At 61.0% G+C, this 14,132-nt stretch carries 12 protein-coding genes and 1 tRNA gene; 10 read left to right on the top strand and 3 right to left on the bottom strand.

What is annotated here, in order from left to right; all coding sequences use genetic code 11:
* Positions 1-128: 128 nt before the first annotated feature.
* Both L1071_RS11145 and L1071_RS11140 read right to left on the bottom strand, forming a co-directional pair.
* A tRNA-Arg gene (locus tag L1071_RS11145) sits at positions 129-205 on the bottom strand.
* 67 nt (positions 206-272) lie between these two features.
* Complete coding sequence (locus tag L1071_RS11140; RefSeq protein WP_246974771.1) at positions 273-2,741, bottom strand: sensor domain-containing protein; 2,469 nt, start codon at positions 2,739-2,741, stop codon at positions 273-275.
* A 258-nt stretch (positions 2,742-2,999) separates the two neighbouring features.
* On the opposite strand from L1071_RS11140, the gene L1071_RS11135 reads away from it, so the two are divergent.
* Entirely contained in the window at positions 3,000-3,776 is a 777-nt protein-coding gene (locus L1071_RS11135; RefSeq protein WP_246974768.1) for a methyltransferase domain-containing protein, read from the top strand.
* Positions 3,773-4,768 carry a methyltransferase gene (locus tag L1071_RS11130; protein ID WP_246974765.1) on the top strand — a complete coding sequence of 332 codons (996 nt, stop codon included), beginning with the start codon at positions 3,773-3,775 and terminating at the stop codon, positions 4,766-4,768. The genes L1071_RS11135 and L1071_RS11130 overlap by 4 nt, the downstream gene beginning before the upstream one ends.
* 18 nt (positions 4,769-4,786) lie before the next feature.
* Here the strand turns inward: L1071_RS11130 and greB are convergent, their stop codons facing one another.
* Positions 4,787-5,326 carry a transcription elongation factor GreB gene (greB, locus tag L1071_RS11125; protein WP_246974762.1) on the bottom strand — a complete coding sequence of 180 codons (540 nt, stop codon included), beginning with the start codon at positions 5,324-5,326 and terminating at the stop codon, positions 4,787-4,789.
* A gap of 196 nt (positions 5,327-5,522) precedes the next feature.
* Between greB and L1071_RS11120 the strand changes: the two genes are divergently transcribed.
* From L1071_RS11120 to L1071_RS11085, 8 genes are all read left to right on the top strand, one after another.
* Positions 5,523-6,206, top strand: a complete 684-nt coding sequence (locus L1071_RS11120) for a TRAP transporter TatT component family protein (protein WP_246974759.1) — start codon at positions 5,523-5,525, stop codon at positions 6,204-6,206.
* Between the two features lie 126 nt (positions 6,207-6,332).
* Positions 6,333-6,962 carry an NUDIX domain-containing protein gene (locus tag L1071_RS11115; protein ID WP_246974756.1) on the top strand — a complete coding sequence of 210 codons (630 nt, stop codon included), beginning with the start codon at positions 6,333-6,335 and terminating at the stop codon, positions 6,960-6,962.
* A gap of 3 nt (positions 6,963-6,965) precedes the next feature.
* Entirely contained in the window at positions 6,966-7,412 is a 447-nt protein-coding gene (locus L1071_RS11110) for a DUF1249 domain-containing protein (protein ID WP_246900821.1), read from the top strand.
* A complete protein-coding gene (locus tag L1071_RS11105) occupies positions 7,412-8,134 on the top strand; it encodes a metallophosphoesterase (protein ID WP_246974753.1) in 723 nt (240 codons plus the stop codon). Before L1071_RS11110 ends, L1071_RS11105 begins: the two co-directional genes overlap by 1 nt.
* A gap of 169 nt (positions 8,135-8,303) precedes the next feature.
* Entirely contained in the window at positions 8,304-9,221 is a 918-nt protein-coding gene (gene cysD, locus L1071_RS11100) for a sulfate adenylyltransferase subunit CysD (protein WP_246974750.1), read from the top strand.
* A 147-nt stretch (positions 9,222-9,368) separates the two neighbouring features.
* On the top strand, positions 9,369-10,811 hold the full coding sequence (gene cysN / locus L1071_RS11095; protein WP_246974747.1) for a sulfate adenylyltransferase subunit CysN: 1,443 nt from the start codon (positions 9,369-9,371) through the stop codon (positions 10,809-10,811).
* A gap of 182 nt (positions 10,812-10,993) precedes the next feature.
* The gene (gene epsC / locus L1071_RS11090) at positions 10,994-11,905 is read left to right on the top strand and encodes a serine O-acetyltransferase EpsC (protein ID WP_246974744.1); all 912 of its coding nucleotides are present in this window, start codon (positions 10,994-10,996) and stop codon (positions 11,903-11,905) included.
* Between the two features lie 147 nt (positions 11,906-12,052).
* Positions 12,053-14,119: an LTA synthase family protein gene (locus tag L1071_RS11085; RefSeq protein WP_246974742.1), complete on the top strand. Its 2,067-nt coding sequence runs from the start codon at positions 12,053-12,055 to the stop codon at positions 14,117-14,119.
* The last annotated feature ends 13 nt before the right edge of the window (positions 14,120-14,132 follow it).

Below are 14,132 nucleotides of genomic sequence, written 5' to 3'. Positions count from 1 at the left end.
CGCAATTGTTACAATATTAACAATATTTATAATAAAAATTCGAATGAATAACGCTTTGAAAGGACTGTCACGAGACAAAAACCAAGACGTCTCTAGAAGGTGTCTTGGCGTCGGTGCTTGAGGCGCGATGGTGCCCCCATCAGGATTCGAACCTGAGGCCTTCCCCTTAGGAGGGGGACGCTCTATCCAGCTGAGCTATAGGGGCGCGGCGGGGTCGGTATTATAAGCGTACCGGGGCTCGGGATAAACCCGTGGCATGCTCCGGCGCGCCTTTATTGCGCCTGTAACGCCAGTGGATAGAGAAGTTGGGACGTGCCGGCAAGGTAGTGCGCTTCGAGCTCATCGCTTGGCAGGGGATGGCCGATAAGAAAGCCTTGCGCCATGTCGCAGCCCAGTTGACGCAGTACCTCGAGCTGCTCGGGGGTTTCGACGCCTTCGGCCAGTACGATGCGTTGCATGGCATGCGCCATGTCGATGATACCGCTGACGAAACGACGTTGTTGCGGACGCTCGACGAGGTGGCGAATGACTGCCTGATCGATTTTGACGATATCGATGGGAAGCTGGCTAGCGTATGTCAGCGATGAGACGCCGGAGCCGAAGTCGTCGAGGGCAATCTGGGCGCCGAGTTGTCGTGCGTGCTGGAGCTGGTTGTAGGCCAGGTCGAGATCATGGAATTGGGCGGTCTCTACGACCTCGACATTGAGGAACGGCGAGGCGAGGGCATGGCGTTTGCGTGCCTGTGCCATGTCTTCGGCGAGCTGGCCGGATTCGACCTGGTCGCGGGTGACGTTGATGCTCACGGTGACTTCCATGTCGCATGCTTGAAAGCGTTGAGCGGTGCGCGCGGCCTGATGGACGAGCCAGGTACTGTAGGCACGTTCCAGCGAGGAGTGATTGACGATATCGATGAAATGGTGCGGTGCGAGCAGGCCCTGCTCGGGATGATACCAGCGCACCAGCGCTTCGAAGCTGACGATGCGCTCGTCTGCCAGCGACAGGATGGGCTGATAGAACAGCGCCAATTCCTCTTGCTCCAGGGCGCTCTGCAAGCGCGTATAGAGATCGGCACCATCGCTTGGGTGGCGCTGGCTCATCGCGACGCGGTTCTTACCTTGCCCCTTGGCTTCGTACATGGCGCTGTCGGCGGCGGCGATCAACGCGTTCGCGGCGAATTGGCTGTCCTGGGTATAGGCGACCCCCACGGAAGCCGAGAGCGTGATGCTGTGCTCGTTGCGCAGGTGGATGGGGCTGATCAAGTCGTCGAGGATCTTGAAGGCGACCTTCTCGGCTTTTTCTGCGCTGCGCATGCCCGCCAGGGCAATGACGAATTCGTCGCCGCCTAGCCGTGCGACCAGATCGGTGCTGCGTGTTTGTTGCTTGAGCCGCTGGGCGATGATCACCAAGGCTTCATCGCCTGCCGCGTGGCCGTATGTATCGTTGATCGGCTTGAAGTCGTCGAGATCGATGAATAGTACGGCGATCCCGATGCCGGTGTAGGAAAGCCCGGAGAGCAGATTTTCCAGCGCACCGCCAAAATGATCGCGATTGAACAGGCTGGTGAGTGGATCATAGGTAGCGCGCCGCTCCAGGCGTGCCTGTTTCAGATGCTTCTGGGTGATATCGCGGAATACGGCGATGTAATGCGTGATGGCGCCCTGAGCATCGTAGATCGCCGAGATGGTGACGCTCTCGATGAGCTGACTACCGTCCTTGCGAACGTTCCAGATATCGCCCGTCCAGTATCCGTGCTGGTGTACGGTAGTGAACAGGCTGGTATAGAACTGTGCATTGTGCTTGCCCGAGGACAGTAAGTGGGGCGTGCGCCCTAAGGCTTCTTCGGCACTGTATCCGGTCAACTGCGTGAAGGCGGGATTGACATCGATGATGCATTTGTCGGCATCGGTCACGAGGATGCCGTCATGGGTGCTGTCGAAAACCGTCTCTGCCAGTGCCATGCGCTCTGTCGCAAGCTTGCGTGCGGTAACATCGGTCAAATAGCCATGCCACAGTGTGCCTCCGTTGGTGAGGCGTGTGGGCATGGCGGCGCATTCCAGCCAGCGCAGCCCCCGAGTGGGGTGATGATAACGAAAGACCCTTTGCCATAGCCTGAGTGACGTGGCGGAGCATGTAAGTGCATTGCGCAGCTGCAGTCGATCCTCTGGAGCGATCCGGGCTAATAATGTTTCGGCGTCTTTTTGCAAGGCGTCGCGGTCGATGCCGCAATAGTCGGCTAGTCGGTTGCTGATATAGAGGAATTTGCCCTCGCCGTTAGGCCATTGCCGATACTGAAACAGCACGCCGGGTGCCTGGGCACTGAGCTGTTCCAGGAGACGGCTTTGAATCTGCCAACGGGTGCGCGATCGAGGCTTTTCATTGATGTCACGCTGCATGCTGACCAGGTAGCAATGCCCTTCCTGGCTGTATAGCGGCGCCAGCATTAGTTCGCTGTCGAAACCTGTGCCGTCCTTGCGACGGTTTTCGAGGGTCAGCGTTAGCGGTGTGCGTTCATCGATGGCACGCTGCAGACGGTGGTTGGCCTCCGGGTCTGCATCACCTGTCTGCAGCAGTCGGCAGGCGCGCCCCAACACTTCCTCGCGGGTATAGCCGGTAAGCTGCTCAAAGCCCTTGTTGACGAATATCAAGGGGCAGCCAGGCTGGTCGCCATCGGCAATCGTGAGTGCAATGCCTGTTACTTCCAGTAACTCGGTTAGCGACGGAGGCAAGGTATGTGGAGCCAAGGTCTCGTGTCCTCTACGACATCCACGCGAAGGCGTGGGAATGGCGCTATTTCGCCGGCCACAGGCCGGAGCTCGATCAAGTGGCGTCATGCGTGTTGGGTCGAAGCCGTGCGCTGCGGATGAAAGCCCCGTCTGGTCCGGGCTGGAGGCATACGTCCAGTAACGCTAGACTACTCCTTTTTTACATTCCAGTGCCAGGCTTCGAATGGAAAAGTGTCTTCATTCGCCGACATTTTAGGTGCGCTGGATGGGTAGGGGATGCCATTGGTCACCAACGACCGGATTTTCGACGGCTTGGCCGACAAATTTGAACGTGGCCTCTACGGGACACCGCGCGGTGCGATTCGTCTGGCAGTGTTGGAGCATGTGTTACCTCGTGAACTCCCTGACGATGGCCGGCCCGCACTGGACGTGGGGGCCGGCCTGGGCCAAATGAGCATATGGCTGGCACGGCGCGGTCATGCGGTGACCATGGTCGAGCCCTCGCGGGACATGCGCGAACGTGCCATCACGGGGATGGGTGATCTAGCCGTCACACCCGTCGATGCCACCTGGCAAACACTGCCCGAACAGGCACCGGGCCCTTGGGGGCTGATCGTCTGTCACGCGGTACTGGAATGGCTCGCCGAGCCGCATGCCGCCTTCAAACAGCTCGCCACTTTGCTGGCGCCGGGCGGGTATCTGTCGCTGATGGTCTTCAACCGCGATGCATTGCGGTTCTCCAACGTGATCAAAGGCAATCTGGACAAGGCGCTCGATGATCGCCTCGAGGGGCTCGGGAAACGCCAACGCCTGACGCCTATCTCGCCGCTCACCGATGCCCAGATACGCGCGTGGAGTGCGGTGGAAGGCCTGTCGATCGAGGCGGTAACGGGGGTGCGTATCTTCCATGATTACCTTCGGGAGCGTTCTCCTGACGCGGAGCAGTTGGAAAAGATAATCGAACTCGAGCGCCGTTATTGCCAGCAGGAGCCGCACTGGTGCCTGGGGCGTTATCTGCACTACACCCTGTACAAACCGGAGACCGCGTCATGAACGCCGAGACACCCCCTTGCCAGTTGCTTGCCCGTCAGTCTCACGATTATCGCGATTGGCTGTGGGTCGCGCCACCTCGCGATGCCTGGCTGGAAACCACCGGCGGTAGCGTGTGGAGTGCGGATGCGGCGATTTGCCAGGCTTGGCGAGCGCGTGGGAACCGGGTTTACGACGGCCTTGCGCCGGTGCTGGAAGCGCCGGTCGCGGGCGCCGTACTGTTCTGGCCCAAGACGCATGCGCTAGGCGAGTGGTGGCTGCTGGCGCTGTGCGCGGTGTTGCCCGAAGGCACGCCGCTGCAGGTCGTCGGCGAGCATCAAGGGGGCGTCAAGCGGGTGCTCAAATCGCTGGCCGCTCTGGGGCTCGGATGCCGCAAGGTGGATAACGCGCGGCGGTGCACGTTGTATGCCACGCGCACCGCGCCACTGTCGTTGTCGCCGGAGGCAGCCTGGACCTCGTTCGAGGCCGAGGGCGTCAGCGTGGCGAGTCACCCCGGCGTATTTGGCCACGGCAAGCTCGATGATGGCACGCGCTTGTTGCTCGAGACACTGCCACGCGCCCTCGGCGACCCGAAGGGGCGTCACCTGCTCGATATGGGATGTGGTGACGGCATTCTCGCTGCCTGGCTCGGCGTACGAGGCGCAAGCGTCTCGGCGGTGGATCTCAACGCCTTCGCGGTGGCCGCGACGCGCCGCACGCTCGAGGCCAATCAGGTGACGGGGGACGCGTGGCAGAGCGATGTCTACAGCGCAGTGACGGGAACATTCGACGCCATCGTCAGTAACCCGCCTTTTCATCAGGAGCGTGCCATCGATTACGACCCGGCGGCGCGCTTGATACGCGAGGCACCTGAAAAATTGGCACGGGGCGGCAGCCTGATTCTGGTGGCCAACGCCTTTCTGCCGTATCCCCGCTTGCTGGAAGAGGCCTTCGGTGACTTCAAGATCCTCGCCGATGATCGGCGGTTTCGGGTTTATCGCGCCAGCAAGCGTTAGGCACTTTTGAGATGAGCCTTAGGCGTCGGGATCGGCGTAGGCGATATCCGTGATCACATAGGTGGTGTCGCCGGCCGGGGCGTTGACGGTGACGTCTTCGTCGAGAGCCTTGCCCAGCAAGGCCCGGGCGAGTGGGGCGTCGACGCTGACCCAATGCTTGTCGGTGTCGGTTTCATCGTGGCCCACGATGCGGATCGCCAGTTCCTCGCCATGTTCATCCTCGAGCGTGACATAGGCGCCGAAGTATACCCGCGAGGTGTCGGCGGGCAGGCGGTCGACGACCTGCACCTCATCCAGGCGTTTGCCGAGATAGCGGATGCGCGCGATGACACGGTTGAGCTCTTTCTTGTTATAGGTGTAGTCGGCATTCTCGCTACGGTCCCCTTGGGCGGCGGCTTCGCCGACCTTGACGGAAAGCGCAGGACGTTTGACGCGGGACAGATGCTCATGGATGCCCTTGAGCCGGGCATAGCCCTGTGCCGTGATCAGCGGACTCTTCTTTTCCTGGCGCGGGTCCTTGGCGGGATCGCGCCAGCGGGTCATATTGCGGCCTTTCATGCCTACCTCCAGAGCGTGGAATGCTTACCCTACGCAAGCCTTGCCGGTACGCCAACCCCGCTGCGTGGCGCGCGGCGTCGGCACTGCAACTCGAACTACGACGAATCGACTTAGCGATTAATTCAAACGTTCGTTACATTTTAGGGCGAGTGAACATACCTACTATCACAAGAGTGCAGTACGCCAGGAGGTCGCCATGCAGGGTCGTCATTTCGTGGGAGCATTCCGTCGACGCCGTCTCATATCGGCTCGTCTTCATGTTGTCTTGTGCGCTGCCTTGATCGGCGCGCTCAGTAGTGCTCTGGCCTGGGCCGATGCCTCGCCGGAGGGTGTGTATCCGCTGATGTCGCGTTGGGGAAACGTGGAATACGGCATGCAGGGTGCGGCTCAGGAAAAGGCGCTGACAAGCCTGGCGAAGGAAGCCGAGACGCTCGCCGAGGCGCATCCCGACAACGCGCATGTGTTGACGGCCGAAGGCGTGATTCTTGCCTCGTACGCCAAGGCCAAGGGCGGCCTCGGGGCGCTCGATCTGGCGAAGCGCGCACGTCAGGCGCTGGAGCGTGCCATCGAGCTCGACCCACGTGGCGATGACGGCGCCGCCTATGTGACGTTAGGGGCGCTGTACGATCGTGCGCCGGGCTGGCCGGTGTCGTTCGGCGATGACGACAAGGCCGGTGAACTGTTGAGGCGCGCGCTGGAAATTCGCGGCGATGGCATCGACACTCATTACTTCTATGCCACGTATCTTCGTGACGAGGGGCGCCGCGCAGAGGCACGGCGCCACGCGCAGCAGGCCGTTGACGGCCAGGCCCGCGAGGGACGCGCCTCGGACGAGGCGTTGCGAGAGAAAGCGCGGCGGCTAGTGGACGAATTGTCATAGAAGAGCGCCGGCGCGGTTGGCATCGCCATGCCGCGTCGGGATAATGAGGCGCATTGTGCCCGTGTATCGGGACGATGCGCCGTGTAGCGTGTCGCCTCGTTCATGGCTTTACTGTCAGGAGGCGTCATGACTGAACAGGCTCATCCCTACGCGCCGCGTTATGCGCACGAGTCGGTCGAGGAGCGCTTCGATGAAACGCTGCAATCGGGATTTTTCAGTCTCGAGCGGCGTCATTATCGGCATCGCCGTTTCGACGGCCAGTGGAGTGAGCGGGTCATCCGCGAAGTCCATGTGCGCCACGATGCGGTCGGCGTGCTGCTTTACGACCCGCAGCGTGATTGCGTGGTGCATGTCGAACAGATACGCGCCGGTGCGTTGGACGATCCGCTAAGCCCTTGGAAGCTGGAACCCGTGGCGGGGTTGGTCGACGCGGGCGAGACTACCGCCGAGGTCGCCCGCCGTGAAGCCATGGAAGAAGCAGGCTGCGAGATCGGTGAATTGATCGAGCTGTATACGTATTATCCAAGCCCCGGCGCGTGTACCGAACGGGTCACCCTGTTCTGCGGGCTGGTGGATAGCGACGGCGTGGGCGGCGTGCACGGTCTCGAGAGCGAGAACGAAGATATTCAGGTCCACGTACTGAGCTTTGCCCAGACTTGGGCGCTTCTCGAGCAGGGCATCATCGATAACGCGATGTCCCTGATTGCATTGAATTGGCTGGTGCGTGAGCGCGCCTCGCTACGGGCAAGGAGGTAGAGGATGGCGAAAGCGGCATATGTCAACGACCTCAAGTCCCTGCAAGGCGAATGCACGGCCAACTACCTGCGCCTGAGCCGACTGCTCGGTGACATGGGCGCCGGAGAAACACGCGAGGTCGCGCTGGCCGGCGAGCATCGCCGTTTTGGTTCGTTATGGCTGGAAGTGCTCGAATGCGCGCCTTACACCACCATTTGCCGAGTCTCACAGAGTGGCGTGCTGGATGGCATCATCGAGTCGCCTCGCATGCTCGTGCACCTGTATCACGATGCGCGCATGGCGGAAGTCACCGATTTTCAGCGCCAACGGCATTTCCATGGCCGCTATCGCTATCCTAATGCGCGCATGCATCAGCCCGACGAAAAACTTCAGCTTAATCGTTTCCTGGGGGAATGGCTGGAACATGGGTTGGCACACGGGCTGACCGTGGACGTGCCGGAGCTGCCTTGATGCGCTTGATCCAGATCAGCGATTGTCATCTCTGCGCCAATCCCGAGGCGCGCTCGCGCATCGGATACCCGCTACGCCAGTTGCGTTCGGTCGTTGCCCAGGCACGGCGGTTACGTCCGGACATCGTGCTGGTCAGCGGCGATATCGGGCATGACGAATCCCCAGCCGCGTACCGCCATGCCTTCGAGGTCTTCGCCGAATTCGAGTGCCCATGGTTCTGGATGACCGGCAATCACGACCATCCCGAATTCATGGAAGAGCTGCATCCTTTCCATGACGAACTCGACCTCGGCGAGTGGCGGCTATTGTTGCTGGACTCTCGCGTGCCCGGCCAGGCGGGCGGAGAGCTGGGCCAAGCCGCCTTGCAGGACCTTGCCATGCGGCTCGAGGAAGACGATCGTCCCACGTTGCTGGCCATGCACCACCCGCCGCTGGAAATCGGCTCGGCGTGGATGGATGCGCTGGGTCTGGCGGATCGCGAGGCGCTATGGCAGACGCTGGCCGCCTACGGCCAGGTGCGGGCGGTGCTGTGTGGGCATATTCACCAGGCCTTTGCGGCACGCCATGGCGACATTGCCGTTTACGGCTGTCCCGCCACCGCCGATCAGTTTCTTCCCCGGCGAGACGATTTCACGCTCGACGAAGCGTCTCGTCCCGGTTTTCGGATCGTCGATCTGGAAGGGCAGCGGTTGTCGACCTGGGTTGAGCGTGTCGACCCTTGAGCCCGGAGACGTCACGTTCGAGCTCTTTTATTCTTAATCGTGCTTAAAAAATAGTTCTTAATTCTTTGACGTTATCATGTGTCTCTGGGTACCGTGAGCACCATGATGCGTAGAGCGGCGGGTTTCTAGCTCTCCCCACCGCCATTGAATCTGAATTTCCGGATACTCTATGACCGAAATCACCCCCGAACGCCAGACTCACTTGAAGCAGCTCGAGGCGGAGTCGATCCATATCATCCGCGAGGTGGCCGCCGAATTCGCCAACCCGGTGATGCTGTATTCCATCGGCAAGGATTCGTCGGTGATGCTGCACCTGGCGCGCAAGGCGTTTTATCCCGGCACGCCGCCGTTCCCGTTGATGCATGTCAACACCACCTGGAAGTTCCGCGAGATGATCGAGTTCCGCGATCGCATGGCGGACGAGGTGGGCATGGAGTTGATCGAGCACATCAATCAGGAAGGTGTCGAGGCCGGTATCAACCCGTTCGATCACGGCAGTGCCAAGCATACCGACATCATGAAGACCCAGGCGCTCAAGCAGGCGCTGGACAAGCACGGTTTCGATGCCGCCTTCGGCGGCGCGCGGCGCGATGAAGAAGCCTCGCGCGCCAAGGAGCGTGTCTACTCTTTCCGCGACAAGCACCACCGCTGGGATCCCAAGAACCAGCGTCCGGAGCTGTGGAGCATCTACAACGGCAAGATCGACAAGGGCGAGTCGATTCGCGTATTCCCGCTCTCCAACTGGACCGAGCTGGATATCTGGCAGTACATCTACCTCGAATCGATCCCCATCGTCCCGTTGTATTACGCCGCCCCGCGTCCGGTGGTCGAGCGCGACGGCGTCGACATCATGGTCGACGACGAGCGCATGCCGCTGGAAGAAGGCGAAGTCCCCGAAGAGAAATGGGTGCGTTTCCGTACGCTGGGCTGTTACCCGCTTACCGGCGCGGTGGAATCCCACGCCGACACGCTGCCCGAGATCATCCAGGAAATGCTGCTGACCAAGACCAGCGAACGCTCCGGCCGCGCTATTGACAAAGACCAGGCGGGAAGCATGGAACGCAAGAAGCGGGAAGGCTATTTCTAGCCCTGAGCTACGAGCTACGAGCTACGAGCTACGAGCTATGAAAAGCGTTAACCCAGACTTCCCCATTGCGGTGTGTACGACCTGCTCGCAGCCCGATGCTCGCGGCTCGCAGTTTGTCTCACCCCAACGATAACGAGAGACACGATCATGTCCCACCAGTCATCGCTGATCGCCGACGATATCGAGTCCTACCTGCACGAGCATGAAAACAAGGATCTCTTGCGTTTCATCACCTGCGGGAGCGTCGATGACGGCAAGTCGACCCTGATCGGGCGGCTGCTGCACGATTCCAAGATGATCTATGAGGACCAGCTCGCCGCGATTACCCAGGCTTCCAAGACCAGCGGGACGACCGGCGATAAGGTCGATCTGGCGCTGCTGGTGGATGGTTTGCAGTCCGAGCGCGAGCAGGGCATCACCATCGATGTCGCCTATCGGTATTTCTCCACCGATAAGCGCAAGTTCATCATCGCCGATACGCCGGGCCATGAGCAGTACACTCGCAATATGGCCACCGGGGCCTCCACGGCCAGCCTCGCGGTGATCCTCATCGACGCGCGTCACGGGGTGCAGACCCAGACCCGGCGGCACAGCTTCATCGCCGACCTGCTGGGCATCCAGCACCTGGTGATCGCCGTTAACAAGATGGACCTGGTCGACTATTCCCAGGCGCGCTTCGACGAGATCGTCGCTGAGTACCGCGACTTCGCCGCCAAGCTCAATGCGCCTAACCTGCACTTCGTGCCGCTCTCCGCGCTGGAAGGCGACAACGTCGTCAATCGCAGCGAGAACATGCCTTGGTACCGTGTCGATGGCCAACCCGGGACACCGTTGCTCGAGCTGCTCGAGACCATCGAGGTCGCCCACGATCAGAACCTGACGGATCTGCGCCTGCCGGTGCAGTACGTCAATCGCCCGCACCTCGACTTCCGCGGTTACTGCGGCACGCTCGAGGCCGGCATCCTGCGCCCCGGCCAGGCGGTCAAGGTGCTGCCCTCGGGCAAGCGTTCTACGGTCGCGCGTATCGTCACCTTCGACGGCGATCTCGAGGTGGCTTATCCGGGGCAGGCGATTACCGTCACGCTCGACGACGAGATCGACATCTCGCGGGGCGACTGGCTGGTGGCCGCCGACGCCGAGGTGCCGCTGGCCGATGCCTTCGAGGCGGACATCGTGTGGATGCACGACACCGCCCTGGAGCCCGGCAAGCTCTACGACCTCAAGCTCGCTACCCGGGATCTCGCCGGCAAGGTGAGCCAGATCGACTATCAGGTCGACGTCAACACGCTCGAGCATCACGCCGCCGACACACTGGGCCTTAATGCCATCGGCCGCTGCCGCATCGAAGTAGCCGGCACGCTGCCGGTGGACGATTACCGCGTGAGCCCCGGCACCGGCAGCTTCATCGTCATCGACCGGCTGACCAACGTCACCGTGGGCGCGGGGATGGTGCGTGGCACAGCCGAGGGTGCCGGCACGGGCACCGGCGAGGTGGATTGGCAGGCCTTCGAGGTCGAGCTCAATGCCTTGGTTCGAAAATATTTCCCGCATTGGGAGGCGAAAGACGTTCGCTCGCTGCTGGGGCACTGAGAGACTGATCTCGGCGCATTGGATGCCCTTTCTCGCCTGCGAGGAAGGGCATTTTGCATGGTTCCCTCAAGGAGCGGTATGTGTTGTGGGGCATGGTCTACTTGTATGCGACACCGAGGTCGCACTCGACCATGAGGCGGCTTATCATGAGCCACTCGCATTCATTGAGGACACGGTGAGGTATGCATAACGTCGATTGGCAGCTTGAGAAAATCGTGACGCAGTTGAGGGCTACTCGCGAGACCTGGCGCGAGCGTAATGGACGCTCGCGCGAGCGTGGCTGTCGCGAACTGCCGTCGCGGAGTGCCATTCGTGTGATTACCGACGACTTGATCGGGGCGTTGTTTCCAATGCGTCTCGGGCCTAGCGATCTGCGCCGCGAGAGTGAGGATTTCTACGTCGGCCACACGCTGGATGCCACCCTCAATGCGCTATGCCACGAAGTGTGCCTGGAACTGAAGTACATCGCCCGGCAGTTGGGTCGCGATGCCGGGGATACCCAGGCGCGCGCGGTGGAGATCGTGCAGGGCTTCGCGGCCGATCTGCCCAAGCTTCGCCGCCAGCTCGATGCCGATGTGATGGCGGCTTACCATGGCGATCCGGCGGCGCGTAGCGTCGATGAAGTGCTGCTGTGCTATCCGGGGGTGCATGCGGTCATTCACCACCGTATCGCCAGCTATTTCTACCAGGAGGATCTTTCGTTGCTGGCGCGAATGATCGCGGAAATCGCGCATTCGGACACGGGCATCGACATCCATCCCGGGGCCACCATCGGTGAGGGCTTCTTCATCGACCATGGTACTGGCGTCGTCATCGGTGAAACCGCGATCATCGGTAACAATGTGCGCCTCTATCAGGCGGTGACACTGGGTGCCAAGCGCTTCCCGGCGGATGAGCGCGGCCATCTGGAAAAAGGCCTGCCGCGCCACCCCATCGTCGCGGATGATGTGGTTATCTATGCCGGTGCGACCATCCTGGGGCGCATCACCATCGGCAAGGGCTCGATCATCGGCGGTAACGTGTGGCTCACGCGTAGTGTGGAGCCGGGCAGCAATGTGACCCAGGCCAATCTGCAAAGCGGCCCATGTCCCTGATGAACCGTCTGGCATGGTCCGGAGGATGCAGATGAGCGCGCGGCGTCGGCCGCGCGTTTTTTTCATGATGTGTGGGCTGCTCAGGTGAACTCGTCAGCGTTGATCAGGCCCGGTATAGTGTGCGCGCTTACCAAGTCGAGATGACCTATGCATAACGATTCCGTGACCGTTTCGCGCTGGCAGCACTGGCGTGAAATTAACCGTCAACTATGGCGCATGGGGCTGATCGGGGTAGTGACCCTGACCTTGATGCGTATCTTACTGTGGCAACTGAACGCGCCGTCTTCGCTCGATTTCTCGGGCGAGGGGCTGTTGCAAGCCTTCTGGATGGGGTTACGTTTCGACGCCAAGATCATGGCGGTTCTCCTGGGGCCATGGCTGGTGGTGGCGACGGCACTGCTCCCCTTGCCGCGCGTCTTTTTGGCTAGCTGGCGTCGCCTGTGGTTGGTCTGGGCTATCGCGATCATGGTGCTGGTCAACCTTTTGTCGCTCATCAATCATTTCTTTTTTACCTTTTATCAGGGCCCGATCAATTCGCTGATCTTCGGGTTGTTCGAGGACGATACCCAGGCGGTACTGCAGACGGTCTGGAGTGACTACCCGTTAATTCCCCTGGTGATCGTGTTGGTCGGCATGACGGGGATGCAGGTCGCGCTGATGCGGCGTGGTCACCGGCGTACGCGGCGCCGGCTGGGATGGCGTTGGGCCACCCTGTTGGTGGTTGTCTCCTGGGTGGCGTTGATTGGGTTAGGGCGCGGCACCTTGGGAACCTTTCCCTTGCGCCAGATGCACATGGCAGTGTCGTCGAATGCCTTCGTCAACGACCTGGTGCCCAGTGGGCCGCAGGCGCTTTATCTAGCCTGGAAGGAGCGTCAGGTCAATCAGATTGGCGACGATCCGCAGTCGGGCTTGGCGCGTTATGGGTTCGACTCTCCCATGGCGGCGGCAGAAGTGCTTGGCTGGTCGCAGGCCGATACGCCACAAGCGGTTCTCGACCACATGACTGAGACGACTCCCGAGCGATCCGCTGCAACGGATAAACCGCCGCATGTCGTGTTTAGCTTGATGGAAAGCTGGGGGCGTCATCCGCTGGATTTCGACGATGCCGAAGATAACGATCTGCTGGGTCACTTGCGTCCCTGGATGCAGGAAAAGGCGGATTATTTCCCCCACGCGCTATCGGCCGAGAACGGCACGCATCCCACTCTGGAAGGGCTGCTGTTGGATACGCCGATCAGCCCGTTGACGCAGAGTCGTTATGGCTATCGGCAGTATTCGACGTCGACGGTACTGCCCTATGAGCGCGCCGGCTATCGCACCGTGTTCCTGACCTCGGGCTCGGCGCAGTGGCGCAATCTCGACGATGCACTCAAGCGTCAAGGCTTTGATGAGGTGCTGGGCGAGAGCGCAATCCGCGAGCGCTTCCCTGAGGCCAAGGGCAGCACTTGGGGACTCTTCGATGAGTGGATGTTCCGCTATGGCGAGGAGCTTCTGAAAGAGGCCGAGGCCAACGACGAGAAGTTGATGCTGGTGATGCTATCGATCACCAATCATCCGCCGTACAAGATTCCTGAAGACTACGATCCCGCGCCCCTGGATGTTTCGCGGCTGGGCGACGATCTGGCTGTCTCGCCCGAGTTCGGCACCTCGATTCTCGAGACCTATCAATATGCCAATGACAGCATGGGGCGTTTCCTCGACCGTCTCGACGCCGATGGGTTGATGGACCACACGCTGTTCGCGGCGACCGGCGATCACAATACGCGCTCCCTCATGCAGTATCCCGACGCGCATGATTTGTTCGATCAATTCGGCGTGCCGATCCTGATGTGGGTGCCGCCGGACTATCGCAAGGGCGACACGGCGCAGAAGGACGATTGGATCAGTCATCGGGATATCTTCCCGACGCTCTGGGCGCATTCGCTTTCCGACGCGCAGGTGCCGTGGATGGGACGCGATCTGTATACGTCGCAAGCATCGCCGATGGCGCTGACATTCAATCACCAGGATGGCGGACAGGGCGTCATGGTCAGCGAGGCGGGTGCGGTGACGAGCCTTACCGATCCTACCTATTATCATTGGTCAGACGATGAGCTGGCGTCCACGACGTCGCCGTCACGGGATCTGGAGGATCAGGCGCAGCGTGCCCGAGCGCGTATGGCGCTGGAAGATTGGCGCATTCGGCGCGAGGCCTTGCAGGCCGACATGCCATAGGGCGATCGCAGTT

Origin of the sequence: Chromohalobacter sarecensis (assembly GCF_023061135.1) — a bacterium.
GTDB classification, from domain to species: domain Bacteria; phylum Pseudomonadota; class Gammaproteobacteria; order Pseudomonadales; family Halomonadaceae; genus Chromohalobacter; species Chromohalobacter sarecensis.
The sequence above is the reverse complement of the archived record's forward strand: the minus strand, read 5'-3'. Positions and strand labels throughout refer to the sequence as shown.

Bases quoted from the DNA above. Each gene is read 5' to 3' on its own strand.
- L1071_RS11135 (WP_246974768.1), top strand. From the start codon at position 3,000: ATGCCATTGGTCACCAACGACCGGATTTTCGACGGCTTGGCCGACAAA.
- L1071_RS11130 (WP_246974765.1), top strand. From the start codon at position 3,773: ATGAACGCCGAGACACCCCCTTGCCAGTTGCTTGCCCGTCAGTCTCAC.
- greB (WP_246974762.1), bottom strand. From the start codon at position 5,326: ATGAAAGGCCGCAATATGACCCGCTGGCGCGATCCCGCCAAGGACCCG.
- L1071_RS11120 (WP_246974759.1), top strand. From the start codon at position 5,523: ATGCAGGGTCGTCATTTCGTGGGAGCATTCCGTCGACGCCGTCTCATA.
- L1071_RS11115 (WP_246974756.1), top strand. From the start codon at position 6,333: ATGACTGAACAGGCTCATCCCTACGCGCCGCGTTATGCGCACGAGTCG.
- L1071_RS11110 (WP_246900821.1), top strand. From the start codon at position 6,966: ATGGCGAAAGCGGCATATGTCAACGACCTCAAGTCCCTGCAAGGCGAA.
- L1071_RS11105 (WP_246974753.1), top strand. From the start codon at position 7,412: ATGCGCTTGATCCAGATCAGCGATTGTCATCTCTGCGCCAATCCCGAG.
- cysD (WP_246974750.1), top strand. From the start codon at position 8,304: ATGACCGAAATCACCCCCGAACGCCAGACTCACTTGAAGCAGCTCGAG.
- cysN (WP_246974747.1), top strand. From the start codon at position 9,369: ATGTCCCACCAGTCATCGCTGATCGCCGACGATATCGAGTCCTACCTG.
- epsC (WP_246974744.1), top strand. From the start codon at position 10,994: ATGCATAACGTCGATTGGCAGCTTGAGAAAATCGTGACGCAGTTGAGG.
- L1071_RS11085 (WP_246974742.1), top strand. From the start codon at position 12,053: ATGCATAACGATTCCGTGACCGTTTCGCGCTGGCAGCACTGGCGTGAA.